The following is a 23,425-nucleotide window of genomic DNA, read 5'->3' as shown; positions in this document are numbered from 1 at the left end:
GAGGCGTCCATCCGTTCCCTGCTGCCGCTGGTGGACGAATTTGTGGTGGCGGTGGGCCGCAGCAACGACGACACGCTGGCGCGGGTGCTGGCCATCGGTGACCCGAAAATCCGGGTGATCGAAACCGTCTGGAATGAGCGCATGGCCGACCGGGGTTTTGTGTATGCCCAGCAGAAAATGATCGCCCAGTACGCCTGCACCGGAGACTGGGCGTTTTACCTCGAAGGCGATGAGGTGGTCCATGAAGACGACCTGTCCGCCATCCGCGCCAGCGTCGAAATGCATCACACCAACCCCGAAGTCGAGGCCCTGGTGTTTGACTACCGCCACTTTTACGGCTCGGCGCAATGGGTGTCGGTCAGTCCGGGCTGGTACCGCCGCGAATGCCGTTTGATCCGCAACACCATCCGCTCCTATGCCCCGGACGGCCAGTACTGGCTGGTCACAACAGCCCACAAGAAGCCGCGCAACCCGCAAGCCGCGCTGGCCAACGCCCACATCTTTCACTATGGCTGGATTCGCCGCAACGAAGACATGCAGAAGAAGCTCGACCAGGTCAGCAAGTACTGGGCAGGCTCGAGCACGCCGAATATCCAGTACAGCCAGTTTGATGCGCGGGCGCTGGAGGCCTATCAGGGAAGCCACCCGGCGGTTGCGAAGGCCTGGCTGGCCACCGGCGCAGAGCAGAAGCTTCTGATTGACCCGGCTTACAGGCCCACGCCGAAGGAAAACAAATACCACCTGATGCGCAGGATAGAGCTGCTGACTGGCCTGGATTTCAGCCGCAAGCATTTCAAGCTGGTGGCCTGAGCACCGCCTCAACCTGGCCAGAAACTCAGGTGTTCGTGGCGGCCACCGAAGAAAAATACACAGCCTCCTGCTGGCGGGCGATGTCCGCCCACCGGTAGCGGCTTGCAAACAGCCGGGCCTGTTCGCCCAGCTGCCTGCGCAGCGCCTGGTCCCCGGTGATCTGGTTCAGCGCGGCACCCAGTGACTCGACGTTGCGGGGATCTCCGACAAGCAAGGCGTTGACGCCGTGGCTCAGCAGACCGGAAATACCGCAGTAGGCCGCGCTGCTGGCCACCACCGGCAAGCCATGCGCCATGGCCTCCAGCACCACCATGGCAAAGGTGTCCTCCAGCGTCGGGTGCGCCAGCGCGTCGGCTGCCCGGTAAGCCGGGCTCACGTCCTGCAGCGCACCCAGAAAAAATACACGGCCGGCCAGGCCCGCAGCGTCGGCCTGACGCGTAAATTCCGGTGCCCGCCCCGGCTTGCCAACCACTGCCAGCACCACGTCGGCCGGCAGGGCAGGCAGCGCCTGCAGCAACGTGGCCAGCCCCTTTTTCCGGTAGTCGTTGCCGACAAACAGCAGGCAAAAACCATGCGACGGCAAACCCAGTGCGATCCTGGCGGCAAGCTTGTCCTCCTCGCTGGCGAGATCCGGAAAGCTGACGCCTGGCGTGATCACGCTCGTCATCGCCGGTGAGTCGGGATAGGTCGCCGCCATCGTCAGGCCCAGGCTTTCCGAGGTCACCACGATGCGGCGCGTGTTCTGGTTTTTGAACCGCAGGCGTTCCAGGCCCAGATAGGTCAGCAGGCGCGGGCTGCTGACCACCTTGATCCAGCGCAGCAGCCGCGACACGCCCGTACGGCCCTGAAAAAGGTTGTGCCTGACCGGTACCACATGCACCGTCTGCACCTGACCATGCCCATGCCCATGCCCATGCCCATGCCCATGCCAGGTATTTTCATGCGAATGAACAATGTCGAATCCATGCCGCGTGGCCCGCCAGGTGGCGAAGGCGTACCAGAGCTGGTTGATCCAGCGCGGCTTGCGCACCGGCATCGACACCCGGTGATAACTCACGCCAGGGGCATGGTGATGGATCTGCTGGGCAAACACATGGATGTCGTGGCGTTGCGCCAGTTGCTCGACCAGTGCGATGGAATAACGCTCGGCCCCGCCGCCGCTGGCGTCGAACACCCGGTTGAGCACCGCAATCCGCAGCCTGGGCACCCCGGCAGACGGCGTCGGCGGATTCATGCGCGCTCCCGGTCTTCGTAAGCGGTAGCTACCTTGAGCCAGAACACCGGCAGACTGGTCGAGCGCACCACGGGCACACGCGGCAACTCCAGCAAATTGTCCCCTGCCAGGCTGCGCCCACGGCGTGTGGTGGTCACCGTCTGGAAGCCAGCCTGGCGCGCCATGGCCACATGTTCGGCGGCGTACTCGCCATAGGGATAGCAAAAGTGGTGGACCGGCACGCCCAGCAGGCCTTCCAGCGCCACCTTGTCCTGTGTCATCTCGCCCATCGCCGCAGCCGCGTCGGTCTGCAGCAGACGCACGTGGTTTTGTGTGTGCGAGCCCACCTCCTGCCCGCCACTCAGCCACAGGCGCAACTGGCCGGCATCCATCAGTGGCACCTGGCCAATACCGATATCGCGGTCCCACAAATTGGTCTGGCCCAACAGGTTGCTCACTGCATAACAGGTGGACGAAAACCCGTGACGCTGCAGCACCGGCAGCGCATGGGTCAGGTTGTTCAGGTAGCCGTCGTCAAAGGTGATGCCAACAACCTTGCCGCGCCGCTCGCCCTTCAGGTAGGGCAAGAGCGCGCTCATCGACAGGCCCTGGTAACCCAGCAGCTTGAGCAGCCCCATTTGCCGGGCGAATGCGCCGGGAGACACAGACAGGCCACGAAACGGTACCCCCCTGGGCGGCGCTTCGCTGATCTGGTGATAAACCAGGATGGGAATCGGCGGCAATAGGCTGGCGGCGTCAGGCATACACGGTGCGGTTTTTGCAACAACTCACAGCAAAACGATATCGTATTGTTCCGGGGCCATTGCGGCTTCGGACTGCAGTGAAACCGGCTTGCCAATGAAGTCGCTCAGGCCGGCCAGGTGCTGACTTTCCTCGTCAAGGAAAAGCTCGATCACTTTCGGCGAGGCGATGACCCGGAATTCCCGGGGATTGAACTGCCTGGCCTCGCGCAGGATTTCACGCAGGATGTCATAACTGATGCTTCGCGCCGTCTTGACCACGCCCTTGCCCCTGCAGGCGCTGCAGGGCTCGCACAACTGGTGGGCCAGCGACTCCCGGGTGCGCTTGCGTGTCATCTCCAGCAGCCCCAGCGCCGAAAAGCCATTGACATGGGTCTTGATGCGGTCCCGCGCGAGCTGCTTCTGGAACTCGGCCAGCACCGACTCGCGGTGGCGGAGCTGCACCATATCGATGAAGTCAACAATCACGATGCCGCCCAGGTTACGCAGTCGCAGCTGCCGCGCAATCGCCTGCGAGGCCTCGAGATTGGTCTTGAAAATCGTGTCGTCAAAATTGCGGGTCCCGACAAAGCCGCCGGTATTGACGTCCACCGTGGTCAGGGCCTCCGTCTGGTCGATGATCAGATAACCGCCCGACTTCAGGTCCACCCGACGGCCCAGCGCCTTGGCAATTTCCTCGTCGATATTGAAGAGATCGAATATTGGCCGCTCGCCGCTGTGCAGTTGCAGGCGTTGCAGCGTGGCCGGCATGAACTCCACGGCGAAGACCTTCAGCTGCTCGAACTGCTCGCGGGAGTCGATGCGTATGCTCTGGGTGTTTTCGACCACCATGTCACGCAACACGCGCTGCAGCAGGCTCAGGTCCTGGTGCAGCACCGAGGTCGGCGGCAGCCGGACTGCAGTGTCCTTGATGCGTGCCCAGGTCTTGCGCAGGTAGGCCACGTCCTCAGCCAGCTCGGCATCGGTGGCGTCTTCGCCGTTGGTACGCAGGATAAAGCCGCCGCCGATGTCGGCAGTCACAGCCTGCAGGCGCCGGCGCAGGTCCTCGCGCTGGACGGCTGGGATTTTCTGCGACACGCCGATGTGCTTGTCCTGCGGCAAAAAAACCAGCAGGCGACCGGCAATGCTGATCTGCGCGGTCAGCCTGGCGCCCTTGGTGCCTATCGGGTCCTTGAGCACCTGCACCATCATGGCCTGGCCCTCGAACAACTGCTTTTCAATCGGCTGAGGCACCGCAGCGGGGCTTGTCGCGGTGTCCGCATCGGCATGACGGCTGTGGATGCTGCTCATCAGGTCCGCCACATGCAGGAAAGCCGCGCGTTCCAGCCCGATATCGATAAACGCCGACTGCATGCCCGGCAACACCCGCAACACTTTGCCAAGGTAGACGTTGCCGACCAGGCCGCGTTCGAGCGTTCGCTCAACGTGTAGTTCCTGCACCGCGCCGTATTCGACCACGGCCACGCGTGTTTCCTGGGGCGACCAGTTGATCAGGATGTCTTGTTGCATGGTATCGTCTCTGGAAACTGTTCTAGATTTTCGTTCCGGCTGCGCGCAGCAGCAGCGCCGTTTCATGCAGCGGTAACCCCATGATGCCCGAATAACTTCCACTGATATGGCTGATGAACATGGCCACTCTGCCCTGCACCGCGTAGGCGCCGGCTTTGCCCATCGGTTCGCCCGAGGCTACGTAGGCACGGATCTGCGCGCGGCTCATGGCCGCAAAACTCACGCGCGAAACGCTCAGAGCCTGCAGGCGCTTGCGCCCGTGTTGCACCGCCACGGCGGTCAACACCCGGTGCGTGCGCCCTGCCAGCTCACCCAGCATGCACCTGGCATCTTCAGCGCGTTCGGGCTTGCCGTAAATGCGACGCCCCAGCGCAACCGTGGTGTCTGAGCAAAGCACGGGCGCAGGCGGCAGGCCGCGCTGCTTCAGGCGTGCGACTGCGGCATCCAGTTTGAGCTGCGTCACGCGCTGCACATAGGCAGTGGGCGACTCGCCAGAAAGCACCACCTCCAGTGCCTCACTGTCTTCCCCGGCATCCGCCAGCAGCAGTTGGCACGACACGCCCAGTTGCTCCAGCAGTTGTCGACGCCGCAGACTTTGGGACGCGAGATAGATGAAGTCGGTCATAGGGAACCAGCGAGACTGAGCAGCAAATCACTCAAATTGGCTAGGCAGGAGTCCGCTCCCTTCAAGCAGGGGCCGCGGGTCCGGCTTTGCCGGCCCTCAGGCGCAGCGGCCCCCTCGGGGGGCAGAGAGTTACACGCAGTGAGCGAGCGTGGGGGCATCGCCCGCCGCGCCGGGCCGCCCCAAGCAAGGCCAGCCCCCACGGGGGACAGGGAGTTACACGCAGTGAACGAACGTGGGGGCAACATCACTCCCTGTGATAAGGATGATTGACCGTGATGCTCCAGGCGCGGTAGAGCTGTTCGATCAGCAGCACACGCACCATCGCATGCGGCAAGGTCAGGTCAGACAGGCGCAGGCGCTCGTGGGCGGCCTGTTTGAACGCGGGGTCCAGGCCGTCCGGGCCGCCGATGACGATGGCCACGTCGGCGCCCCCCAATTGCCAGCCTGTTAGCCTGGCCGACAGGGCCACCGTGGTCACAGCCGTGCCGCGTTCGTCCAGCGCCACAATACGTGTTCCTTTGGGGATAACGGCTTCAATGCGCTGGCGCTCGGCTGCCAGCAGGTTCTCGAGCGTTTTCGAAGCGCGGGGCTCGGTCTTGACGGCCTTGAGTTCGACCTTGATTTCAGGCGGGAAACGCTTGGCGTAGTCGTCGTAGGCGGTCTGCGCCCAGTCGGGCACCTTCTGGCCGACCGCGACAATCGTCAGCCTCATTTGCCCCGAGGGATCGTTTTCTTCGCAGCGGGTTTTCTGGCAGCTGACTTGGCCGCAGTTTTCTTCGCAGCCACTTTTTTAGTCGCTGGAATCTTCACGATAGGCGTTTTGGACGCTGCTTTTTTTACTGCGGGCTTGGCAGCAGGCTCGGTGGCCGGCGCTGCGGCATTGCGCTTGGCGGTCCAGTCGTTGGTTTTGCCGACACGTCCGACATAGGTACCGTCGTCAGTACGGGCAACTTTCTTCGCTGCGGGTTTAGTCTCCGGCTTACCGGCTGCCTTGGCCGATTTGGCAGCGGGTTTGCTTCCCATGCGGCCCTTGGCGGGTTTGGGCGCTTCCTCAGGGACTGGTTTGGCGGCCTTGACCAGCGGCGCAGGCGCACCGAGCTTGAGCTTGACCGGCTTGTCGCCCCACAGTTCTTCCAGGTGGTAGTACTGGCGGATGGTCGGCTGCATGATGTGTGCCACGGCCGCGCCGCAATCCACGATGATCCACTCGCCGTTTTCCTCGCCTTCAATGCGTGGCTTGGCAAAACCGGCGTCGCGCACGGCGTCGCGCACGCTGGCTGCCAGCGCCTTGGTTTGCCGGTTGGAGGTGCCCGAGGCGATGATCACGCGTTCGAACAGCGAGGTGATGTGTTCTGTGTCAAACACCTGGATGTCCACCGCCTTCACATCTTCCAGGCCATCAATGATGGCTCGCTGCAATTTCTGGACGTCTTTTTTGGCAGCGGTGGTGTTGGCGGAGGTGGAGGTCATGCAGTGTGGGCTTCAATAAAAGTAAAGGGGACGAATCAGGGGGAAAGATAGAGACGATGGCGCTCAATATAACGCGCAACCGGCGCGGGAACCAGCCGGGCCAGGCCTTGCGGCGTCGTGTTGCCCGAAGCGACCTGCCGCCGTATGTCGGTGGCGCTGACGGGCATCAGGGGCAATTGGAGGGTCAAAACCGGCTTTGGAAGCTGGACGTGAGGGCCAAATTCGGCCTCAGCCCTTGCGGGACCTGCACGGTCTGCTATACAAATTATAGCTATTTTCAGCAGGGCCTCCCAGCGGTGCCAGCTTTTGAGCGCTGCGAACTGGTCGCGGCCAATGATCAGGTAGAGCTGGGCACCCGGATTTTCTCCCTGCAGGGCCTCTAGCGTGTCGATGGTGAAGCTCGGGCCGGCACGCTTGAGCTCCCGATCATCGACCTGGACCCGCTCCAGCGTGCCAAACGCAAGCTGCGTCATGGCCAGCCTGTGTTCGGCCGCGCTGAGCGCCCTGGCCTTGTGCCAGGCCTGCCCGGTGGGAACGATGTGCAGGGCATCGAGCTGCAGTTGCGCCACGGCCGCGCCGGCCAGCGCCACATGGGCCTGGTGCGGCGGGTCAAACGAACCGCCGAACATGCCGATTCGTCGGGCGCTGGCGGCGGCTTTGCTCACAGCCAGTCCCGCCGTATCAAAAACTCCTTGTGCAGGCGTTCTTCGGCCGAGCCCGCCTCTGTCGGCCGCTGGTAGGACCAGCTGACCAGCGGCGGCATGGACATCAGGATGGACTCGGTGCGCCCGCCCGACTGCAGGCCAAAATGCGTGCCGCGGTCCCAAACCAGGTTGAACTCCACATACCTGCCCCGGCGGTAGAGCTGAAAGTCACGCTCGCGCTCGCCGTAGGCCATGTCCTTGCGTCGCTCAACAATCGGCAGGTAGGCCGGCAAAAAGGCATCGGCCACCGACTGCATCATGGCCAGGCTGCCTGCAAAGCCCAACTCCTGGAAGTCGTCGAAAAACACGCCGCCAATGCCGCGCTGCTCGTCCCGGTGTTTCAGGTAAAAGTACTCGTCGCACCAGGTCTTGAAGCGCCGGTACTTGTCCTCGCCAAACGGCGCCAGCGCGTCCGCGCAGGTCTGGTGAAAGTGCCGCGCATCTTCCTCAAAACCGTAATACGGCGTCAGGTCCATGCCGCCGCCAAACCAGCTGGCCGGCGGCCCCGAGACCGGCGTTGCGACCAGCATGCGCACGTTCATGTGCACCGTCGGCACATAGGGGTTGCGCGGGTGAAACACCAGCGACACGCCCAGGGCCTCGAACGGTGCGCCCGCCAGCTCTGGCCGGTGCTGCGTTGCCGAGGGCGGCAGGCTGGGGCCGCGCACATGCGAAAAGCCGCAACCGGCGCGCTCGAACACCTGCCCGCCCTCAAGAATCATGGTGGTCCCCCTGCCCTGCAAGGGCTCGCCGTCAGCTTTCTGCCACGCGTCCGTCACAAAGGACTTGCCGTCGATGGCGGCAATCGCACCGGTGATGCGGGTCTGGAGATCAGGGAGGAAGCGGGACACCGCCGCAAAATCGGTCATGGCATATCAGTCCACACGGTTCATAAAAAATCAACAGGAGGCGCCATCTGTCAATGCCCTGTTTGCGGCGTTTCGGCCAGATGGTCAATGCAGGCAGCCAGCCAGTTTTTTGACAGCGTGGGCAGCGCGGCCGCGGCTTCAAGCCTTATCTCCCAGCTGCCGCCTTGCGGCGTCAGGGTCACCGCGCCGCCCCACCATGTCAGCCAGGCAAGCCAGGCGGTGCCCTCGGCGGATGGCAGGTCACTGGCGGCACCTTCCAGCACAACGTACAGGCTCCTGGGCTGGTCAATGCGCACCCGGGTTTCCTCCAGGCGCGCCGCTTGCGGCAGCGCAGCGGCCAGGGCGCGCACGGCCGCCGCTGGCGACTTGTCGGCACCAAAGCTTGCGTGCCACTTTGCCAGCTGCTGAGCAATGGCGATGCCACGCAGAGCTTCAGCCTGCATCAGGTCTGAGTAGTCCATGGCGCGCCAATTCATCGCGGGCGTGCGGCAACCTGCCCTGGCAGCACCGTCCAGGTAGGTAAACAGACCCTCCTGGCAGTCTCCCCCACCCAAGTCGGCGCACAACACTGCCAGCTGGCTCACGCGTCCAGCCATCAGCTGCTGCCGGGAAATCAGCATTTTTTCGCGCAGCAGGCTGTCGCGTTCATTGCGCAGGTAGGCCAATTCGAGGGCATTCTTGAGGTCGGCGCGCAGGCTTTCAAGGTCCCAGGGTTTGGTGATGTAGCGATAGATCTCGCCTGAGTTGATGGCCTCGATCGCCTCGCCCATCTCGGAATAGGCGGTTGTGAGCATGCGCACGACAGCCGGGTGATGGTCACGCGCGTAGCGCAGCAGCTCATTGCCGTGTGCGCCGGGCATGCGCTGGTCCGACACGAGTACCGCAATTTCGCCGGCGTGCTCGTCCAGCATCGCCCTGCCCTGCTCGACCGACAGGGCGGTCAGCACCGGCGCCATCGGGCTGACAAGGCGCTCGAAGTACTTGAGTGCCATCGGTTCATCGTCAACGTACAGTATCTTGTCTGGTTTCATTCGATTGCCCTTGGGTGGTCGCCCTCTGCGGGCAGGAACGCGTTGAAGTACAGGGTCACGGCGGTGCCCCGTCCCGGTTCAGAGTCGATTTCAATGCTACCGCCGATTGACTGCACAACACGGCGGCAAAAGACCAGCCCCATGCCGCTGCCGCCCGAGCGGGTGCTGACCGGCTCCTTCGTCAGCCGGGCCAGCAAGTCCGGTTCTATCCCCGGGCCGTTGTCTTCAAACCTGATCCACGACCGCCGAGGTGCGTTTTCGGCATCGCCCCGCACGCTCACGACCAGACGACTGTCCGGCCTGCCACTGAGGGCGTGGAGCGCATTTTTTGTCAGCGTGCACAGGACCAGATAAAGCAGATCGCGCCGCCCCGGAAGTGAGAAGTCACCGTGCAGCCGGCTCGATATCCGGGCACGTTCGTCAAGCCCGCAGGGGTATTCGGCCAGCAAGGCCGTAACCAGCGAGGACGCAGTGAAAACCTGCGGTGCTGCGCCGGGATAAGCGTCACGCGCTGACTGCACAAAACTGGACATCAGCGCCTGGGCGTGAAGCGCGTTGCGCTCCGCCGCCTCCAGCACCGCTGCAATCTGGCCCGGCTGGTCTTGCGCCAGACTCACGCTGTCGGTGCGGATGACATTGCCGTCCCCCTCAAGCCGGTTTTTGAGTACCTGCATGTAGCCACGTACCGTCGCCAGCGGCGTATTGAGTTCATGCGCGACGAAGCCGAGTGTTTCCCGCAGCGCCGACGTGTTGGTTTCCTGCAGGGCCAGTTCGCGCGCGCGCTGCCTGTGCAGGGCCATGGCCTCCCGCAATGCCATCCGGGTAGCAGGTTCATCCAGAGGTTTTTCAAGGATCCGGAACACCTGTCCTTCGTTGACGGCAGCGATGGCAACCTCGCGTTCCGCGTATGCGCTGGCCAGCAGGCGCACGATGCGCGGGTAGTCGCGCCTGACGATGGTGAGCAGCTCAAGGCCGTTGCGTTGTGGCATGCGAAAGTCAGTCACCAGCAAGGCGATCAAATTGGCGTGCTTCGCCAGAAGGTCCAGCGCCTGATCTACACCACTCGCGGTCCATACCGTGAACTGGTCGCCAAAACAGCGCGCAAACCACTTGCACGCCAGCGGCTCGTCGTCCACAAAAAGCACGGTAGCCGCTTCGGTCGGGGCGTTGTCAGTCATAGCCGTGCCCCTGCGCCCGTTGCCTCACCCGCCAGCGCCAGATCAAACGAAAATTCGGTCCATGCCCCGTCCTCACTGGCGACGCTGAGCGTGCCGCCGTGGCGCTGAATGATCGAATAACACATGCTCAGGCCAAGACCCAGGCCCTGCCCCACGTCGCGCGTGGTGAAAAATGGCTCAAACACACGCCCGAGGTTCTCCGGCTTGATGCCGCTGCCATAGTCCCGGACCGTCACGTTCAGACGCCCCGCCTGACCCCGCGCCCTGATCTCAATGCGCGGCGCCACAGTCTCTGCCTGCCGCAGCGCGAGTCCGGCATTGTTCATGAGATTGATCATCACCCCGATCAGCGCAGGCTCGTCGCCCAGCACGTGCGTGTCAAGGGGAAAATCCAGCACGACCTTGACCCCCTTGAGCTCAAAAGCGGTCAGGCGAAGGGCCGACTGGATGGCTTTTTCCATTGGGAAAATACGGTTCTGCCCCTCGCCGGGCTTCTGGTAGGCGAAGGTTTTGAGGTCGGTCACGATGTTCTGCACGCGCTGCATGCCGGTTTTCGCGTCAGTAATGCTTTCTCTCAAAGTCTCATTGCTCGCCACTTCGGGCTCAAGCAAGGCCATGTTGAGCGCCATCAGGCTGTAGTTGACGGGGTTGTTCACCTCATGCAGCAAACCCGCCGAGAGCGTACCGAGTGCGGCCATTTTTTCCTGCTGGATGAGCTGGCCCTTGACCTGGGCCAGCGCTTCGTTGGTCGCCAGCAGCTCTGCGTTTTTTTGTTGCACATCGACTTTGAGCCGGAACGACATCCAGCGCCATTTCTCACTGTAGATCGAGATGACTACACAAATAATGGCGTAAAACCCGATGAAGGTCATGTTGCCCAGCCACTCGTTCACGTCCTGGATGCCGCCTTCTCTCAGGACGCAGCCCAGGGTATAAGCCAGCAGGGTGACCGCGCCAAAAGCCAGGGCCTCGCCAACCGAAAGCGGCAGGAAAAACCCGATACCACTCAGCGCGAAAGTCAGGCCCACAAAATAGATCGACTGCTCCCCATCCGTCATGTAGATCATCCAGCAGATCATCGCCTGCGGCACACACAGCCAGAAATAGGTCAGTGGGCGCAAATGTGACCGCCCCCAGGGACGCGAGTAGCTCAGCAGCACCAGCGCGATCAACAGCGCGCCAGCCACCCGCATCCAGCCAAACTCCCAGGCCTTGTCTGGATAAAACACATGGTCGAGCCCGGCACCGGCCAGCACAAGAACGATGGTGGTCACCGCGGTGATCCGGCTGTAGAACAGCAGGTAGTCTCGAAGCTCCTGCCGGTAAGCGGGGTCCTGTCGCAACAAAAAGAAATTCATGAACGCATGGTCCCGGAGGCACCCACAGTGGCTTCAAGAAACACATTCACGCCGGTGGCATCGGTAAAACTGCGCAGGTTTTCCAGACCTTCGGGCAACACGCCAAGCAGGCCAGCCTCATCCCGGTAGATCAGGTACCACTCAAGGAAATGCTCCATCCAGCGGCGCTCGACATTGCTCGAATGAACGTTAGTCAGCAAAATGGCAGCACCGGGGCGAGACCTTGCCATGAAGTATTCGATCAGCCGCGTGCAGACCTTGTCGGACAGGTAGTCGAACAGGCCGGCGCAGTAGATGTAATCAAAACGCTCCTCGTCCGCAAGTGCCTGGGAGCGCGTCGATTTTTTCAGCAAGGCGTGCACGGACTCGTGCTGAAAAGTCACCCGCAGCGGCTGGCCTGCGGGAATCGCCTCCTGCAGACGCGCCCGCGTGTAGGCCAGGGTTTCCTCGCTGAAGTCAACCAGCACAAACTCGAGTTTGCCGGCGTCGGGATGACTTCGCAGAAAATGCTGGATTTCCACCGCAGGCCCGCACCCTACATTGAGCACCCGCATCGGGCGACCGGCCTGACCGGCCCTGGCCACCAAGCGGTCCAGCCGTTCGTGCAGGATATCAATGCGGTTGCGGTGGGCTGCTGCTACACCCGCCTGCAGAAACATGTAGTTGACCAGCTGAAAGTAGGTACTCGGCCCCTGCCGCGGATCGCCCAGTATCTGGTTAACCATCTCGTAGTCGCCCGCGTAGCCCAGCGGTTTGACAAAAGTACGGTAAACAAAAGGCGCCCGCAGGATGAGCGGATGAATCGCCGCCTGCGCAAAGCTGCGATGGACCGGACTCAAGTCTTCGTCCACCCGCCCAGCCTCGTACTCGAAGCGCTGAAGATACTCGCGCCCTTTCTCAAGCAGGGGGGAGCCCAGTTCCAGAAACACGTCCTTGCGGACACGTCCGTCGGGGTCACGCGGCAGCGTGATGCCCATGTCGGCCTGGTCCACCCAGCGGGCAAGTTCGCCAAAGTAGGCTCGCATCTCGCTGACCACTACCTGATAGTCCCGGCTGACCTTAAAACGCGCTTCCCAGTCTTCCACAAATCGCCGGGATTCGACGCCTATCTGCGTCAGGTCGCCACGGGCTGCATTGAGGTCGGACCATTCGTCGATCAGGGTCACCGACACCACCGCCATCAGGCCGGTGTTCATCAGGCTGACCACCACCCCCTTGCCTTTGTAAATGCTTTTGTCCCCCGAGCGTACCGTCAGCTCGCTCAGCACCTCACTGACCTGGACAATCGAGTAAGGGTTGTACACCTCCATCACCAGGGAACGGCGCTGCAGATTGGTCAAGGTGCCACGCACAGCCTCGTCCTGGCTGTTACGGAAAGTGATGACAGGGTCAATCGGACGAAGGGGGTGCACAGGAGATGGACCAGACGGCCCACAAAAAGATCTGATTCTACATTTGGCCCGGTTGCGGCTGCGCGCGGAAAACTGCGGCGGTCCCCGCAAAAGCATTGCGCCCCACGCCTGAACCCCAGCCTCTGGCAGGGGGCACCAGCGCTGGAGCCCCGGGCTCAGCGCTGGCGCGAAAGCGTTTCAATCACTCAGCTGCGGCTGCGGGTATCAATCGCACGGAATCCGATGTCCTTGCGGTACTGGGCACCGTCAAAATGAATCGATTGCGCCGCCTCGTAGGCCAGGTACTGAGCCTCACGCACCGAGCTCGCCAGCGCGGTGACACAGACCACCCGGCCGCCCGAGCTGACCACACTGCCCTTCGGCCCGACCACAGCACTGGCGGTGCCGGCGTGGAACACCACCACGTCTTCCGACGCAGCCGACGGACTGACCGCCGGCAGGCCGCTGATGAGATCGCCCTTGCGTGGGCTCATAGGGTAGCCATGTGCGGCCATCACCACGCCGAGCGCCACGCGGCGGTCCCATTCGAGCTCGACCTCATCAAGCTTGCCCGAGGTGGCGGCCATCATGACTTCAAAAAGGTCGGATTTGAGCCGCAGCATGATGGGCTGGGTTTCCGGGTCGCCCATGCGGCAGTTGAACTCCAGCGTCTTGACCTTGCCGTCGAGCGCAATCATCAGGCCGGCATACAAAAAGCCGGTGAACGGAATGCCGTCTTTCTCCATGCCCTTGATGGTCGGCAGGATGATCTCGCGCATGGCGCGGGCATGCACCGTCGGCGTGACCACCGGCGCCGGTGAATAAGCGCCCATGCCGCCGGTGTTGGGCCCCTGGTCGCCGTCGAGCAGGCGCTTGTGGTCCTGGCTGGTCGCCATCACGGCCACATTTTTGCCGTCACACATCACGATGAAGCTGGCTTCTTCGCCCTGCAGGAACTCTTCGATCACGACCCGCGCGCCGCCGGCGTTGTGCGTCACACCCAGTGGGTTGAAACTCGGGTCGGGCGCCAGCATGAACTCGATGGCCTCGTGGGCCTCGTGCAGGCTCATCGCCACCACCACCCCCTTGCCAGCGGCCAGGCCGTCGGCCTTGATCACAATCGGCGCGCCCTTTTCATCCACATAGGCGTGGGCGGCAACTGCGTCGGTGAAGGTTTCGTACTCGGCCGTCGGAATACCATGCCGCTGCATGAAGGCCTTGGAAAACGCCTTCGAGCTCTCAAGCTGCGCCGCTGCCTGGGTCGGGCCAAACACCCGCAGGCCGTGCGCCCGGAATTCGTCCACAATACCGGCCGCCAGCGGCTGCTCCGGGCCGACCACCGTCAGGGCAATTTTTTCGGTGATCGCCCATTCGCGCAATGCTTTCACGTCGGTGATGGCGATGTTTTCCAGCCGGGCGTCGAGCGCGGTGCCGCCGTTGCCGGGGGCGACATACACCGCCTGTACTTTGGGCGATTGCGCGAGTTTCCACGCCAGCGCGTGCTCACGGCCACCGCCGCCCACCACCAAAACTTTCATGAGCGTGCCTTCATTGTTTATTCAGCCAAGGCAGCGTTGTGAAACACATCCTGCGTGTCATCCAGGTCTTCCAGCACGTCCAGGAACTTCTGCATGGTGGCGGCCTCGCCACCGCTCAACTCGATCATGTTGTCCGCACGCATGGTGACTTCGGCGAACTCGGCCTTCAGGCCTGCCGCTTCCAGTGCATGTTTGATCACTTCAAAATGCGCATACGGCGTCAGCACCTCAATCGCACCATCGTCATGGGTGATGACATCATCGGCGCCGGCGTCAAGAGCCACTTCCATGAGCTTGTCTTCAGAGGTGCCCGGCGCGAAAATCAGCTGCCCACAATGCTTGAACTGGAAAGCGACCGAGCCTTCGGTGCCCATGTGGCCACCAAACTTGGCAAACGCATGGCGCACCTCGGCCACCGTGCGCACCTTGTTGTCGGTCATGCAATCGACAATGATGGCGGCGCCGCCAATGCCATAACCCTCGTAGCGGACTTCTTCGTAGTGCACGCCTTCCAGGCTGCCGGTCGCCTTGGCAATGCCGTATTTGACGTTTTCCAGCGGCATGTTGGCCGCCTTGGCTTTTTCTGCGGCCAGGCGCAGGCGCGGGTTGGTGCCCATGTCACCGCCGCCCATGCGGGCTGCCACCATGATTTCGCGCATCACCCGGGTCCAGACGCGCTGGCGTTTTTCGTCCTGGCGCCCCTTGCGGTGCTGAATATTCGCCCATTTACTGTGACCGGCCACGGAAATCCTTTGGAATTGATTTAATCTACCACGCGTATTTTACTTTTCACCCGAGGACACCCCATGGCCGAGCCATTTTTGATCGCCAGGAACGCTTCCACCCACTGTGAGCTGCTTCCGGCACTGGCCAACCGCCATGGCCTGATCACCGGCGCCACTGGTACCGGCAAAACGGTGACCCTGCAGACCCTGGCTGAGAATTTCTCAAAAATCGGCGTGCCGGTCTTCATGGCCGACGTCAAGGGCGACCTGGCCGGCATCAGCCAGGCGGGCAGCATCGGCGAAAAAATGGCGGGCATCCTGAAAGAGCGCGGCATCGGGACGCCCGAGCCCTTCGCCTGCCCGGCCACGCTGTGGGACGTTTTTGGCGAGCAGGGTCACCCGGTGCGCGCCACCGTGTCCGACATGGGTCCGCTGCTGCTGGGCCGCATGCTGGGCCTGAACGAGACCCAGGCCGGCGTGATCAACCTGGTCTTCAAGATCGCCGACGACAACGGCATGCTGCTGCTGGACCTGAAAGACCTGCGCGCCATGCTGCAGCATGTGGGCGACAACGCCAGCAAGTTCACCACCGAGTACGGCAATATCAGCGCCGCCAGCGTCGGCGCCATCCAGCGCGGGCTGATGCAGATCGAAACCCAGGGCGGCGACAAGTTCTTTGGCGAGCCCATGCTCAACATCAGTGACTTCATGCAGACCGACAACGGCAAGGGCGTAATCAACATCCTGGCCGCCGACAAGCTGATGAATTCGCCGCGCCTGTACGCCACTTTTCTGCTCTGGATGTTGTCCGAGCTGTTCGAGCAGTTGCCCGAGATCGGCGACCCGGAAAAACCCAAACTGGTCTTCTTCTTCGACGAGGCACACCTTCTGTTCAACGAGGCGCCCAAGGCGCTGATCGAGCGCATCGAACTGGTGGTGCGGCTGGTGCGCTCCAAGGGCGTGGGCGTTTATTTCGTCACGCAAAATCCGCTGGACATCCCTGACTCTGTGCTGGCGCAACTGGGCAACCGCGTGCAGCACGCGCTGCGCGCCTTCACACCGCGCGACCAGAAAGCCGTCAAGGCGACGGCCCAGACCATGCGGCAAAAGCCCGGACTGGACATCGAAACCGCCATCACCGAACTGGCCGTCGGCGAAGCGCTGCTGAGTTTTCTCGACAGCAAGGGCCGACCCAGCGTCACCGAGCGCGCTTATGTGTTGCCCCCCGGTAGTCAGATCGGCACGATCACGCCGCAGCAGCGGCACGCACTGGTGGCAAATTCGTTGGTGACTGGTGTCTACGAAAAGGAAACAGACCGCGAATCTGCCTACGAAATGCTCAAAGTCCGCACCGAGGTCGTGCAGGCGGAAGCCGCCAAGGCCGCCGAAAACTCCGGCGGACTGATGGGCGGCATCAGCGATGTCCTCTTCGGTTCCAAAGGACCACGCGGCGGACAGCGCGACGGCCTGGTGCAGTCCGTGCTCAAGTCTGAGGCGCGGCTGCTGGCACGACAAGTGTTGCGCGGCGCGATGGGTACCATCTTCGGCGGCAAGAAGCGCTGAATCGGCACGCCTGTCGCAAATTAACGACCCGCGCCAAGGTCGGGCTTGTCAAGCACGGCACGCATCGGTACATTGGATTTTTTGAGGGGTTCCCATGTCTGCCGATGTTGCTGCCAAGCCTTCCGATCCTGCAAATATTCCTGCCGCCACGGCCCCCAGGCACATCCGCCTGACCTCCCACGCCGGGGGTTACGGCGCCCTCCCCATCCACTGGGCTGCGGCCAGCGCCACTGAACGCGGGCCGGTGGTTGGCACCACAACCAATCGCAGCCACCGCAACGTGATCGGCACGCACAGCGGCTCCTACAGCGTCTACCGGGCGCTGGCCGTGGCCTCGGGTGCGCTGTCGGCCAGCCACAAGGCCGACCTGACCAACACCTCGCCGACCGACATCATCGGCCCCTACCCGCAATGGAGTGAGCCTGGCCGCATCGTCGCCATGGACCCCTGGGGCGCGACAGTAGCGGACGTTTTTGCCGCCGAGCTGGCAGCGGGTTATGACATCCGGCCCACCATCGCGGTCACCCAGGCGCATGTGATCCTGCCGGAAGTGATCGAGGCGCTGCAATCCGGTCGCCTCAAAGCCGACGGTAAATACCTGACGGCTGGCGGCGCAGCCATGGTGACCAAGGTCGCGGTTGAGCCGGTCTGGTACCTGCCGGAAGTCGCCAAACGTTTCAATTGCAGCGAGACCGATTTGCGCCGCGTGTTGTTTGAAGAAACCGGCGGCATGTACCCCGAGCTGGTGACCCGCAGCGACCTGGAAGTGTTTCTGCCGCCGATTGGCGGGCTCACCGCCTACATCTTCGGCAAGCCGCGCGATCTGGCGAACCCCGACATCGAACTCACCGCCCGTGTGCACGACGAGTGCAACGGCTCGGACGTCTTCGGCTCCGACATCTGCACCTGCCGCCCCTACCTGACGCATGCGATTGAAGAATGCATCCAGGGCGCGCAGCGCGGCGGTGTTGGCCTGGTGTCTTACTTCCGCAAGGAAGGCCGGGCACTCGGCGAGGTCACCAAATTCCTGGTGTACAACGCACGCAAGCGCCAGGTCGGCGGCGACACCGCCGACCAGTACTTCAACCGCACCGAATGTGTGGCCGGCGTGCAGGACATGCGTTTTCAGGAGCTGATGCCCGACGTGCTGAACTGGCTGGGCATACGCAAGATCCACCGGCTGGTGTCCATGAGCAACATGAAATACGACGCCATCACGCGGGCCGGCATCGAGGTTGTCGAGCGGGTCAACATCCCTGACCACATGATCCCGGCTGATGCCCAGGTCGAGATGGACGCCAAGATGGCCGCCGGTTATTTCACGCCCGGCGCCGTGCCGGATGCCGACGAACTGAAAAAAGCCAAGGGGCGGGGGCTGGATGCCTGAGTCCGCCGCGCCCCCTACTTCCGACCACGCCCAAAGCGCTATCAAAAAAGAAGCTGCTGGCGCCCGTACAGAAAGGGCTGTAGCCGAATTACGCTCTACAAGCACGATACGCAGCCGCGCTGCAGCCCTGCTGGCGCGCGCGCGACGCGGCGAGTCGGCCTGGTTCAGCGTCAACGACGGCGCGATGGTCACCACCGCCGCGCTGGTGGCTGAGTTGACGCAGGCGCGATACCCGGACCTGAAAATCCCGTACCATAGCCGCTGGCGCCATTTCGAAGCTGGAGGTGTGGACCGGCTGGGGCAATTGAACCAGGCACTGGGCTCGGCAACCGAGCGTGACCGGGCGCGCGCCCAGATTGATCTGACACTGGTCAGCGTGCTGCTCGACGCAGGCGCAGGCCCCGACTGGACCTATCTGGAGGCTGGCGAAGGCGAACGGCCCGCGCGCAGTTACAGCCGCTCGGAGGGTCTGGGCGTGGCGAGTTTTCACGCCTTCATGGCCGGGCTTTTTTCCAGCGACCCGGCCCGCCCCCTGCAAGCCGATGCCCAGGGCCTGCAGGCCATGACGGCGACGCAGCTGGGCGCCGCCTTCCAGGTGGCCCCCGGCAACCCGCTGGTGGGCCTCGATGGCCGTGCGGCCTTGCTGCGCCGCCTGGGCAAGGCGCTGCAAGACCAGCCTGGGCTGTTTGGCCAGGCCGCCCGTCCCGGCGGGTTGTTTGACCAGCTCACACCAGCGGGGACAAACAGCATGGAAGCGCATGCGCTGCTGTCCTTGCTGCTGACCGGCCTGGCGCCGATCTGGCCAGCGCAGAATGCGCTGGACGGCGTGGCCCTGGGCGACTGCTGGAGGCACGCAGCCGCTGGTGCCGATCAGCCGGGCCCGGGCGCGGGCTGGATGCCGTTTCACAAACTGTCGCAGTGGCTGACCTATTCGTTGCTGGAGCCTTTTGAATGGGCCGGCGTGCGCGTGCAGGGCCTGGACGCGCTGACCGGCCTGCCCGAATACCGCAACGGCGGCTTGTTTCTGGACGCCGGCGTGTTACAGCTCAAGGACCCGGCGCAGGCCGACCGCTTGCATGCCCCCGGTGATGAGCTGATTGTTGAGTGGCGCGCGCTGACCGTCGCCCTGCTGGATGAACTGGCGCCGCTGGTGCGCGAGCAGTTAGGATTGAGCGCAGAGCAGATGCCGCTGGCCTGTGTGCTGGAAGGCGGCACCTGGGCTGCGGGCCGCGCGCTGGCGCAACAATTGCACGCCGGCAAGCCGCCGCTGAACATCGAGAGCGACGGAACCGTATTTTGACCACTGACGTACAGCTAGACACACCATGACCACCCCAAGCGCCCCCCTGACAAGCAAAGTCCACCTGATCGACCACCCGCTGGTTCAGCACAAGCTGACCCTGATGCGGCGCAAGGACGCATCGACCAACACGTTTCGCACCCTGCTCAATGAACTCAGCATGCTGATGGCCTACGAGGTCACGCGCGACATGCCGATGCAGAACATCGAGATCGAAACCCCGCTGGAAAAAACGCTGTCCAAAGTCATAGATGGCAAGAAACTGGTGTTTGTCTCCATCCTGCGCGCCGGTAACGGCATTCTGGAGGGCATGCTCAGCGTGGTGCCTGGCGCCCGCGTCGGCCACGTCGGCCTGTACCGCGACCCGAAAACACTCACGGCGGTCGAGTATTACTTCAAGATGCCGCACGACATGGAAGAGCGGGACATTGTGGTGGTAGACCCCATGCTGGCTACCGGCAACTCCGCCATTGCCGCAGTGGACCGCCTGAAAGAGCTCAACCCCAAGTCCATCAAGTTTGTCTGCCTGCTGACCTGCCCCGAAGGTATCGCCGCGCTGCAAAAAGCCCACCCTGATGTGCCCATCTACACCGCCGCGATTGACCGCGAGCTCAATGACCACGGTTACATCCTGCCCGGCCTGGGCGATGCAGGTGACCGCATCTTTGGAACCAAATAGGCCTCCAGCCCTTTATTTTCCTGCGCAAACAGCTCCTGATTCGATAGCAGATTGACGACATGAAAATTTTCGCTTTGGCTCTGCTGATGGGGCTGGGTGTGGCATGCGCTGCGCCCTACACACCCACCAGTGACGCCGAGGTGGTCGAGCGCCTGCCCGGCCGCGCCAGCGACCCGGCCATCCGGCGCGTGGACTCGCTGCGCAAGCAGCTCGCCGCCCGCCCTGAGGACAGCATCCTGCGGCTGGAGATCGCCCGCCGCTACTTTGACCTGGCCATGGCCCAGGGCGACCCGCGTTATGTCGGCTACGCCTCTTCCGCCCTGGCACCCCTGGCCCAAAGCGCAGCAGGCAATGCCGGGTACTGGTTGCTGCGTGGCCTGATCGAGCAGTACACCCATCAGTTTGATGCCGCGCTGGCCAGCCTGGCCAAGTCAGCTGCGCTCGACAGCCGCTCGCCCGAGCCACTGTCATGGCGCGCCGCCATCTTCATGGTGCAGGCGCAGTACGCGGCGGCGCTGGCCGAATGCGAGCGTTTGGCGCCCCTGGCCGACCCACTGCTGGGTGCCGGCTGCAGCGCTTATGTGCGCGCCGCCACAGGCCAGTTGCAGCCGGCCTTTGAGACGCTGGCCAGCACCGTCCGGTCTGCCAAAACCTCGCCCGAGATGTTGCTGTGGCTCAACACCCGGCTGGCAGAAATGGCCATGCGCCTGCAACGCAACGACCTTGCGGAGGACTATTTCAAAAATGCCCTCAAACTGGGAATCACCGACCAGTTTCTGCTGGGCGCGTATGCCGACTTTCTGATGGCAAGGCAACGTCCCGCCGAAGTACTGACGCTGTTGACGGGCTGGGAGCGCTCCGACATCCTGCTCTTGCGCCTGGCGCTGGCAGGCCGTGCCGCCAAAGATACACGCGCTGCCGACTGGTCGGCGCAACTGCGCGAGCGCTTTCAGGCCGCCGCCTTGCGCGGCGACAGGCTGCATGAGCAGGAAGGTGCACGTTTTGAGCTCGACATCGAAAACCAGCCCGCCAGAGCCCTGGACCTGGCCACACGCAACTACCAGGACCAGAAAGAGCCGCGCGACGCTGAAATACTGATGCGCGCCGCACTGGCCGCCAAACAGCCCCGGGCGGCCGTGCCTGCGCTCGACTGGCTGCGCACCAGCAAGTATGAAGACCCGGCCTTGAAGGCCCTGGCAGACAAGCTCTCGACACCGGGAGCAGCCCGATGAAACGCTGCGTTCTCCTGTTGATGGCACTGCTGCTGTCCGCCACCGCCTGGGCGCACAAACCCAGCGACAGTTACCTGACCCTGCGCGCCACCGAAGGCAGCAAGGACATCACGGTGCGCTGGGACATCGCCCTGCGCGACCTCGACTACGTGCTGCAGCTGGACCGCGACGGCAATGGCGAGTTGAGCTGGGGCGAAGTCCGCCAGCGCGAGGCCGACATCACGCGCCTGGCCACCAGCCGGCTGGCGCTCAGCGCTGCCGACAAGCCCTGCACCTGGGCCAGCACCGGCCCGCTCATGCTGGACAAACACAGCGATGGCAACTACGCGGTACTCAGCCTCAGCGCACAGTGTGAGGGGACGGACCGGGCGATCAAGGCGCGTTATTCGCTGTTTTTTGATGTGGACCCCACCCACCGCGGCCTGGTGCAGTGGATTGCCCCCGGCAGCGCCGGTGCCCAGGCGCTGATTTTTGGCACCGAATCGGCCGAGCAGTCGCTGGCTTTGCTGCCCACCGGTGCCTGGCAAACCCTTCGGCAATACCTGGTGGATGGTGTCTGGCACATCTGGATCGGTTACGACCACATCCTCTTTTTGCTGGCGCTGCTGCTGCCGGCTGTGCTGGTACGGCGCGAGGGGCGCTGGGAGCCGGCACCGCAACTGGGCGGCGCTGTGAAGGAAGTCCTCAAGGTGGTCACCGCCTTCACCCTGGCCCACTCCATCACCTTGAGCCTGGCGGCGCTGGAAGTGGTCACCCTGCCCTCCCGCTGGGTCGAGTCGGCGATTGCTGCCTCGGTGGTCATCGCTGCGCTGAGCAACCTGCGCGGCTCACTGGAAAATCGCCGCTGGATCATGGCTTTTGTGTTTGGCCTGATCCACGGCTTTGGTTTTGCCTCAGTGCTGGCCGACTTGGGCCTGCCCAAAGATGCCTTGGTGCTGGCGCTGGTGGGTTTTAACGTCGGGGTCGAGCTGGGCCAGCTGGCGATTGTGGCGGTGTTTCTGCCGCTGGCTTTCAGCCTGCGTGCTACCCGCTTCTACCGCGTGGGCGTGCTCAAGCTGGGCTCGGTGATTGTGGCCATGCTGGCGGCCTGGTGGCTGGTGCAAAGGCTGTTTGAGCTGTAGCATCCGTCTGCAGCTTGTGGCATGGCGCTTGCATGGCAGGACAGAAGCGGCATTTGTAGTGCCGATGGTGGTAGGTCAAACTTAACTTTCAGGAGCAAAGCATGTTGAGCAGAACAATCAAAAGACGTCCTCTGATCGCGCTGGTGGCCGCGCTGGCGCTGGCCAGCCCCGGCCTGGCGCTGGCCCAGGCCAAGATGAAGGTGGCGGCGATTTACACCGTCCCCTTCGAGCAGCAGTGGGTCAGCCGTATCCACAAGGCGCTGAAAGCCGCCGAGGCGCGCGGCGAGATCGAATACAAAGCCACCGAAAACGTGGCAAACGCCGACTACGAACGCGTCATGCGCGAGTACGCCACCGCTGGCAACCAGCTGATCGTCGGCGAGGCCTTTGCGGTTGAAGCCGCTGCCCGCAAGGTCGCCAAAGACTTCCCGAAAACCTCCTTCCTCATGGGATCGTCCGGCAAGGTGCAGGCGCCCAACTTCTCGGTCTTCGACAACTACATCCAGGAGCCGGCTTACCTCTCCGGCATGATCGCCGGCGGCATGACCAAGAGCAACAAGATCGGCCTGGTCGGCGGCTTCCCGATTCCCGAAGTGAACCGCCTGATGAACGCCTTCATGGCCGGCGCCAAAGAAACCAATCCCAAGGTCGAATTCAGCGTGAGTTTCATCAACAGCTGGTTTGACCCACCCAAGGCCAAAGAAGCCGCCTTTGCGATGATCGACAAGGGCGCCGACGTGATGTACGCCGAACGTTTTGGTGTCAGTGATGCCGCCAAGGAAAAGGGCAAGCTCGCTATCGGCAACGTTATCAACACCCAGGACAAATACCCCGACACCGTGGTGTCATCGGCACTGTGGAACATGGAGCCCACCATCGACCGCGCGCTCAAACTGGTCAAGGAAGCCAAGTTCACCGCCGAGGACTATGGTCAATATTCGATGATGAAATACAAGGGCTC

General features: G+C 63.0%; 22 protein-coding genes. 8 read left to right on the top strand and 14 right to left on the bottom strand.

Annotated features, from left to right (window positions below; translation table 11 throughout):
• On the top strand, positions 1–810 hold an 810-nt coding region (locus tag ACESMT_RS17630), incomplete at its 5' end, for a glycosyltransferase (RefSeq protein WP_372827903.1).
• Positions 811–835: 25 nt separating this feature from the next.
• Here the strand turns inward: ACESMT_RS17630 and ACESMT_RS17625 are convergent.
• The 14 genes from ACESMT_RS17625 to ACESMT_RS17560 all read right to left on the bottom strand — a co-directional run bounded on the left by ACESMT_RS17625 (position 836) and on the right by ACESMT_RS17560 (position 15,200).
• The gene (locus tag ACESMT_RS17625; RefSeq protein WP_372827902.1) at positions 836–2,044 is read right to left on the bottom strand and encodes a glycosyltransferase family 4 protein; all 1,209 of its coding nucleotides are present in this window, start codon (positions 2,042–2,044) and stop codon (positions 836–838) included.
• The gene (locus ACESMT_RS17620) at positions 2,041–2,787 is read right to left on the bottom strand and encodes a polysaccharide deacetylase family protein (protein WP_372827901.1); all 747 of its coding nucleotides are present in this window, start codon (positions 2,785–2,787) and stop codon (positions 2,041–2,043) included. Before ACESMT_RS17620 ends, ACESMT_RS17625 begins: the two co-directional genes overlap by 4 nt.
• A 24-nt stretch (positions 2,788–2,811) precedes the next feature.
• On the bottom strand, positions 2,812–4,293 hold the full coding sequence (gene rng / locus ACESMT_RS17615; RefSeq protein WP_372827900.1) for a ribonuclease G: 1,482 nt from the start codon (positions 4,291–4,293) through the stop codon (positions 2,812–2,814).
• Between the two features lie 22 nt (positions 4,294–4,315).
• On the bottom strand, positions 4,316–4,918 hold the full coding sequence (locus tag ACESMT_RS17610; protein ID WP_372827899.1) for a nucleoside triphosphate pyrophosphatase: 603 nt from the start codon (positions 4,916–4,918) through the stop codon (positions 4,316–4,318).
• 244 nt (positions 4,919–5,162) lie between these two features.
• Positions 5,163–5,630 carry a 23S rRNA (pseudouridine(1915)-N(3))-methyltransferase RlmH gene (rlmH, locus tag ACESMT_RS17605; protein ID WP_372827898.1) on the bottom strand — a complete coding sequence of 156 codons (468 nt, stop codon included), beginning with the start codon at positions 5,628–5,630 and terminating at the stop codon, positions 5,163–5,165.
• Positions 5,627–6,388, bottom strand: a complete 762-nt coding sequence (rsfS, locus tag ACESMT_RS17600) for a ribosome silencing factor (RefSeq protein ID WP_372827897.1) — start codon at positions 6,386–6,388, stop codon at positions 5,627–5,629. The genes rlmH and rsfS overlap by 4 nt, the downstream gene beginning before the upstream one ends.
• 35 nt (positions 6,389–6,423) lie before the next feature.
• A complete protein-coding gene (gene nadD / locus ACESMT_RS17595) occupies positions 6,424–7,053 on the bottom strand; it encodes a nicotinate-nucleotide adenylyltransferase (protein ID WP_372827896.1) in 630 nt (209 codons plus the stop codon).
• Positions 7,050–7,961 (bottom strand): oxygen-dependent coproporphyrinogen oxidase, encoded by a 912-nt coding sequence (hemF, locus tag ACESMT_RS17590; protein WP_372827895.1) that lies wholly within the window; start codon positions 7,959–7,961, stop codon positions 7,050–7,052. The genes nadD and hemF overlap by 4 nt, the downstream gene beginning before the upstream one ends.
• 50 nt (positions 7,962–8,011) lie before the next feature.
• On the bottom strand, positions 8,012–8,992 hold the full coding sequence (locus ACESMT_RS17585; RefSeq protein ID WP_372827894.1) for a response regulator: 981 nt from the start codon (positions 8,990–8,992) through the stop codon (positions 8,012–8,014).
• A complete protein-coding gene (locus ACESMT_RS17580) occupies positions 8,989–10,170 on the bottom strand; it encodes an ATP-binding protein (RefSeq protein WP_372827893.1) in 1,182 nt (393 codons plus the stop codon). Before ACESMT_RS17580 ends, ACESMT_RS17585 begins: the two co-directional genes overlap by 4 nt.
• Positions 10,167–11,528: a sensor histidine kinase gene (locus ACESMT_RS17575; protein ID WP_372827892.1), complete on the bottom strand. Its 1,362-nt coding sequence runs from the start codon at positions 11,526–11,528 to the stop codon at positions 10,167–10,169. The genes ACESMT_RS17580 and ACESMT_RS17575 overlap by 4 nt, the downstream gene beginning before the upstream one ends.
• Positions 11,525–12,940 (bottom strand): class I SAM-dependent methyltransferase, encoded by a 1,416-nt coding sequence (locus ACESMT_RS17570; protein WP_372827891.1) that lies wholly within the window; start codon positions 12,938–12,940, stop codon positions 11,525–11,527. Before ACESMT_RS17570 ends, ACESMT_RS17575 begins: the two co-directional genes overlap by 4 nt.
• 185 nt (positions 12,941–13,125) lie before the next feature.
• On the bottom strand, positions 13,126–14,457 hold the full coding sequence (purD, locus tag ACESMT_RS17565; protein WP_372827890.1) for a phosphoribosylamine--glycine ligase: 1,332 nt from the start codon (positions 14,455–14,457) through the stop codon (positions 13,126–13,128).
• A gap of 17 nt (positions 14,458–14,474) precedes the next feature.
• The gene (locus ACESMT_RS17560) at positions 14,475–15,200 is read right to left on the bottom strand and encodes a YebC/PmpR family DNA-binding transcriptional regulator (protein ID WP_372827889.1); all 726 of its coding nucleotides are present in this window, start codon (positions 15,198–15,200) and stop codon (positions 14,475–14,477) included.
• A 63-nt stretch (positions 15,201–15,263) separates the two neighbouring features.
• Between ACESMT_RS17560 and ACESMT_RS17555 the strand changes: the two genes are divergently transcribed.
• The 7 genes from ACESMT_RS17555 to ACESMT_RS17525 form a co-directional block, all read left to right on the top strand.
• A complete protein-coding gene (locus ACESMT_RS17555; RefSeq protein WP_372827888.1) occupies positions 15,264–16,745 on the top strand; it encodes a helicase HerA-like domain-containing protein in 1,482 nt (493 codons plus the stop codon).
• A 94-nt stretch (positions 16,746–16,839) separates the two neighbouring features.
• Positions 16,840–18,132 (top strand): GTP cyclohydrolase II, encoded by a 1,293-nt coding sequence (locus ACESMT_RS17550; RefSeq protein WP_372827887.1) that lies wholly within the window; start codon positions 16,840–16,842, stop codon positions 18,130–18,132.
• On the top strand, positions 18,125–19,432 hold the full coding sequence (locus ACESMT_RS17545) for a URC4/urg3 family protein (RefSeq protein ID WP_372827886.1): 1,308 nt from the start codon (positions 18,125–18,127) through the stop codon (positions 19,430–19,432). The genes ACESMT_RS17550 and ACESMT_RS17545 overlap by 8 nt, the downstream gene beginning before the upstream one ends.
• Positions 19,433–19,457: 25 nt before the next feature.
• Entirely contained in the window at positions 19,458–20,111 is a 654-nt protein-coding gene (gene upp, locus ACESMT_RS17540) for a uracil phosphoribosyltransferase (RefSeq protein WP_372827885.1), read from the top strand.
• Positions 20,112–20,170: 59 nt separating this feature from the next.
• The gene (locus tag ACESMT_RS17535; RefSeq protein WP_372827884.1) at positions 20,171–21,343 is read left to right on the top strand and encodes a hypothetical protein; all 1,173 of its coding nucleotides are present in this window, start codon (positions 20,171–20,173) and stop codon (positions 21,341–21,343) included.
• Positions 21,340–22,464 (top strand): HupE/UreJ family protein, encoded by a 1,125-nt coding sequence (locus tag ACESMT_RS17530; RefSeq protein ID WP_372827883.1) that lies wholly within the window; start codon positions 21,340–21,342, stop codon positions 22,462–22,464. The genes ACESMT_RS17535 and ACESMT_RS17530 overlap by 4 nt, the downstream gene beginning before the upstream one ends.
• Positions 22,465–22,565: 101 nt before the next feature.
• On the top strand, positions 22,566–23,425 hold an 860-nt coding region (locus tag ACESMT_RS17525; RefSeq protein WP_372827882.1), incomplete at its 3' end, for a BMP family protein.

Source organism: Polaromonas sp. (genome assembly GCF_041689105.1).
In the GTDB taxonomy this organism is placed as follows: Bacteria; Pseudomonadota; Gammaproteobacteria; order Burkholderiales; family Burkholderiaceae_C; genus Polaromonas.
This window is presented reverse-complemented; position numbering and strand designations above follow the sequence as displayed.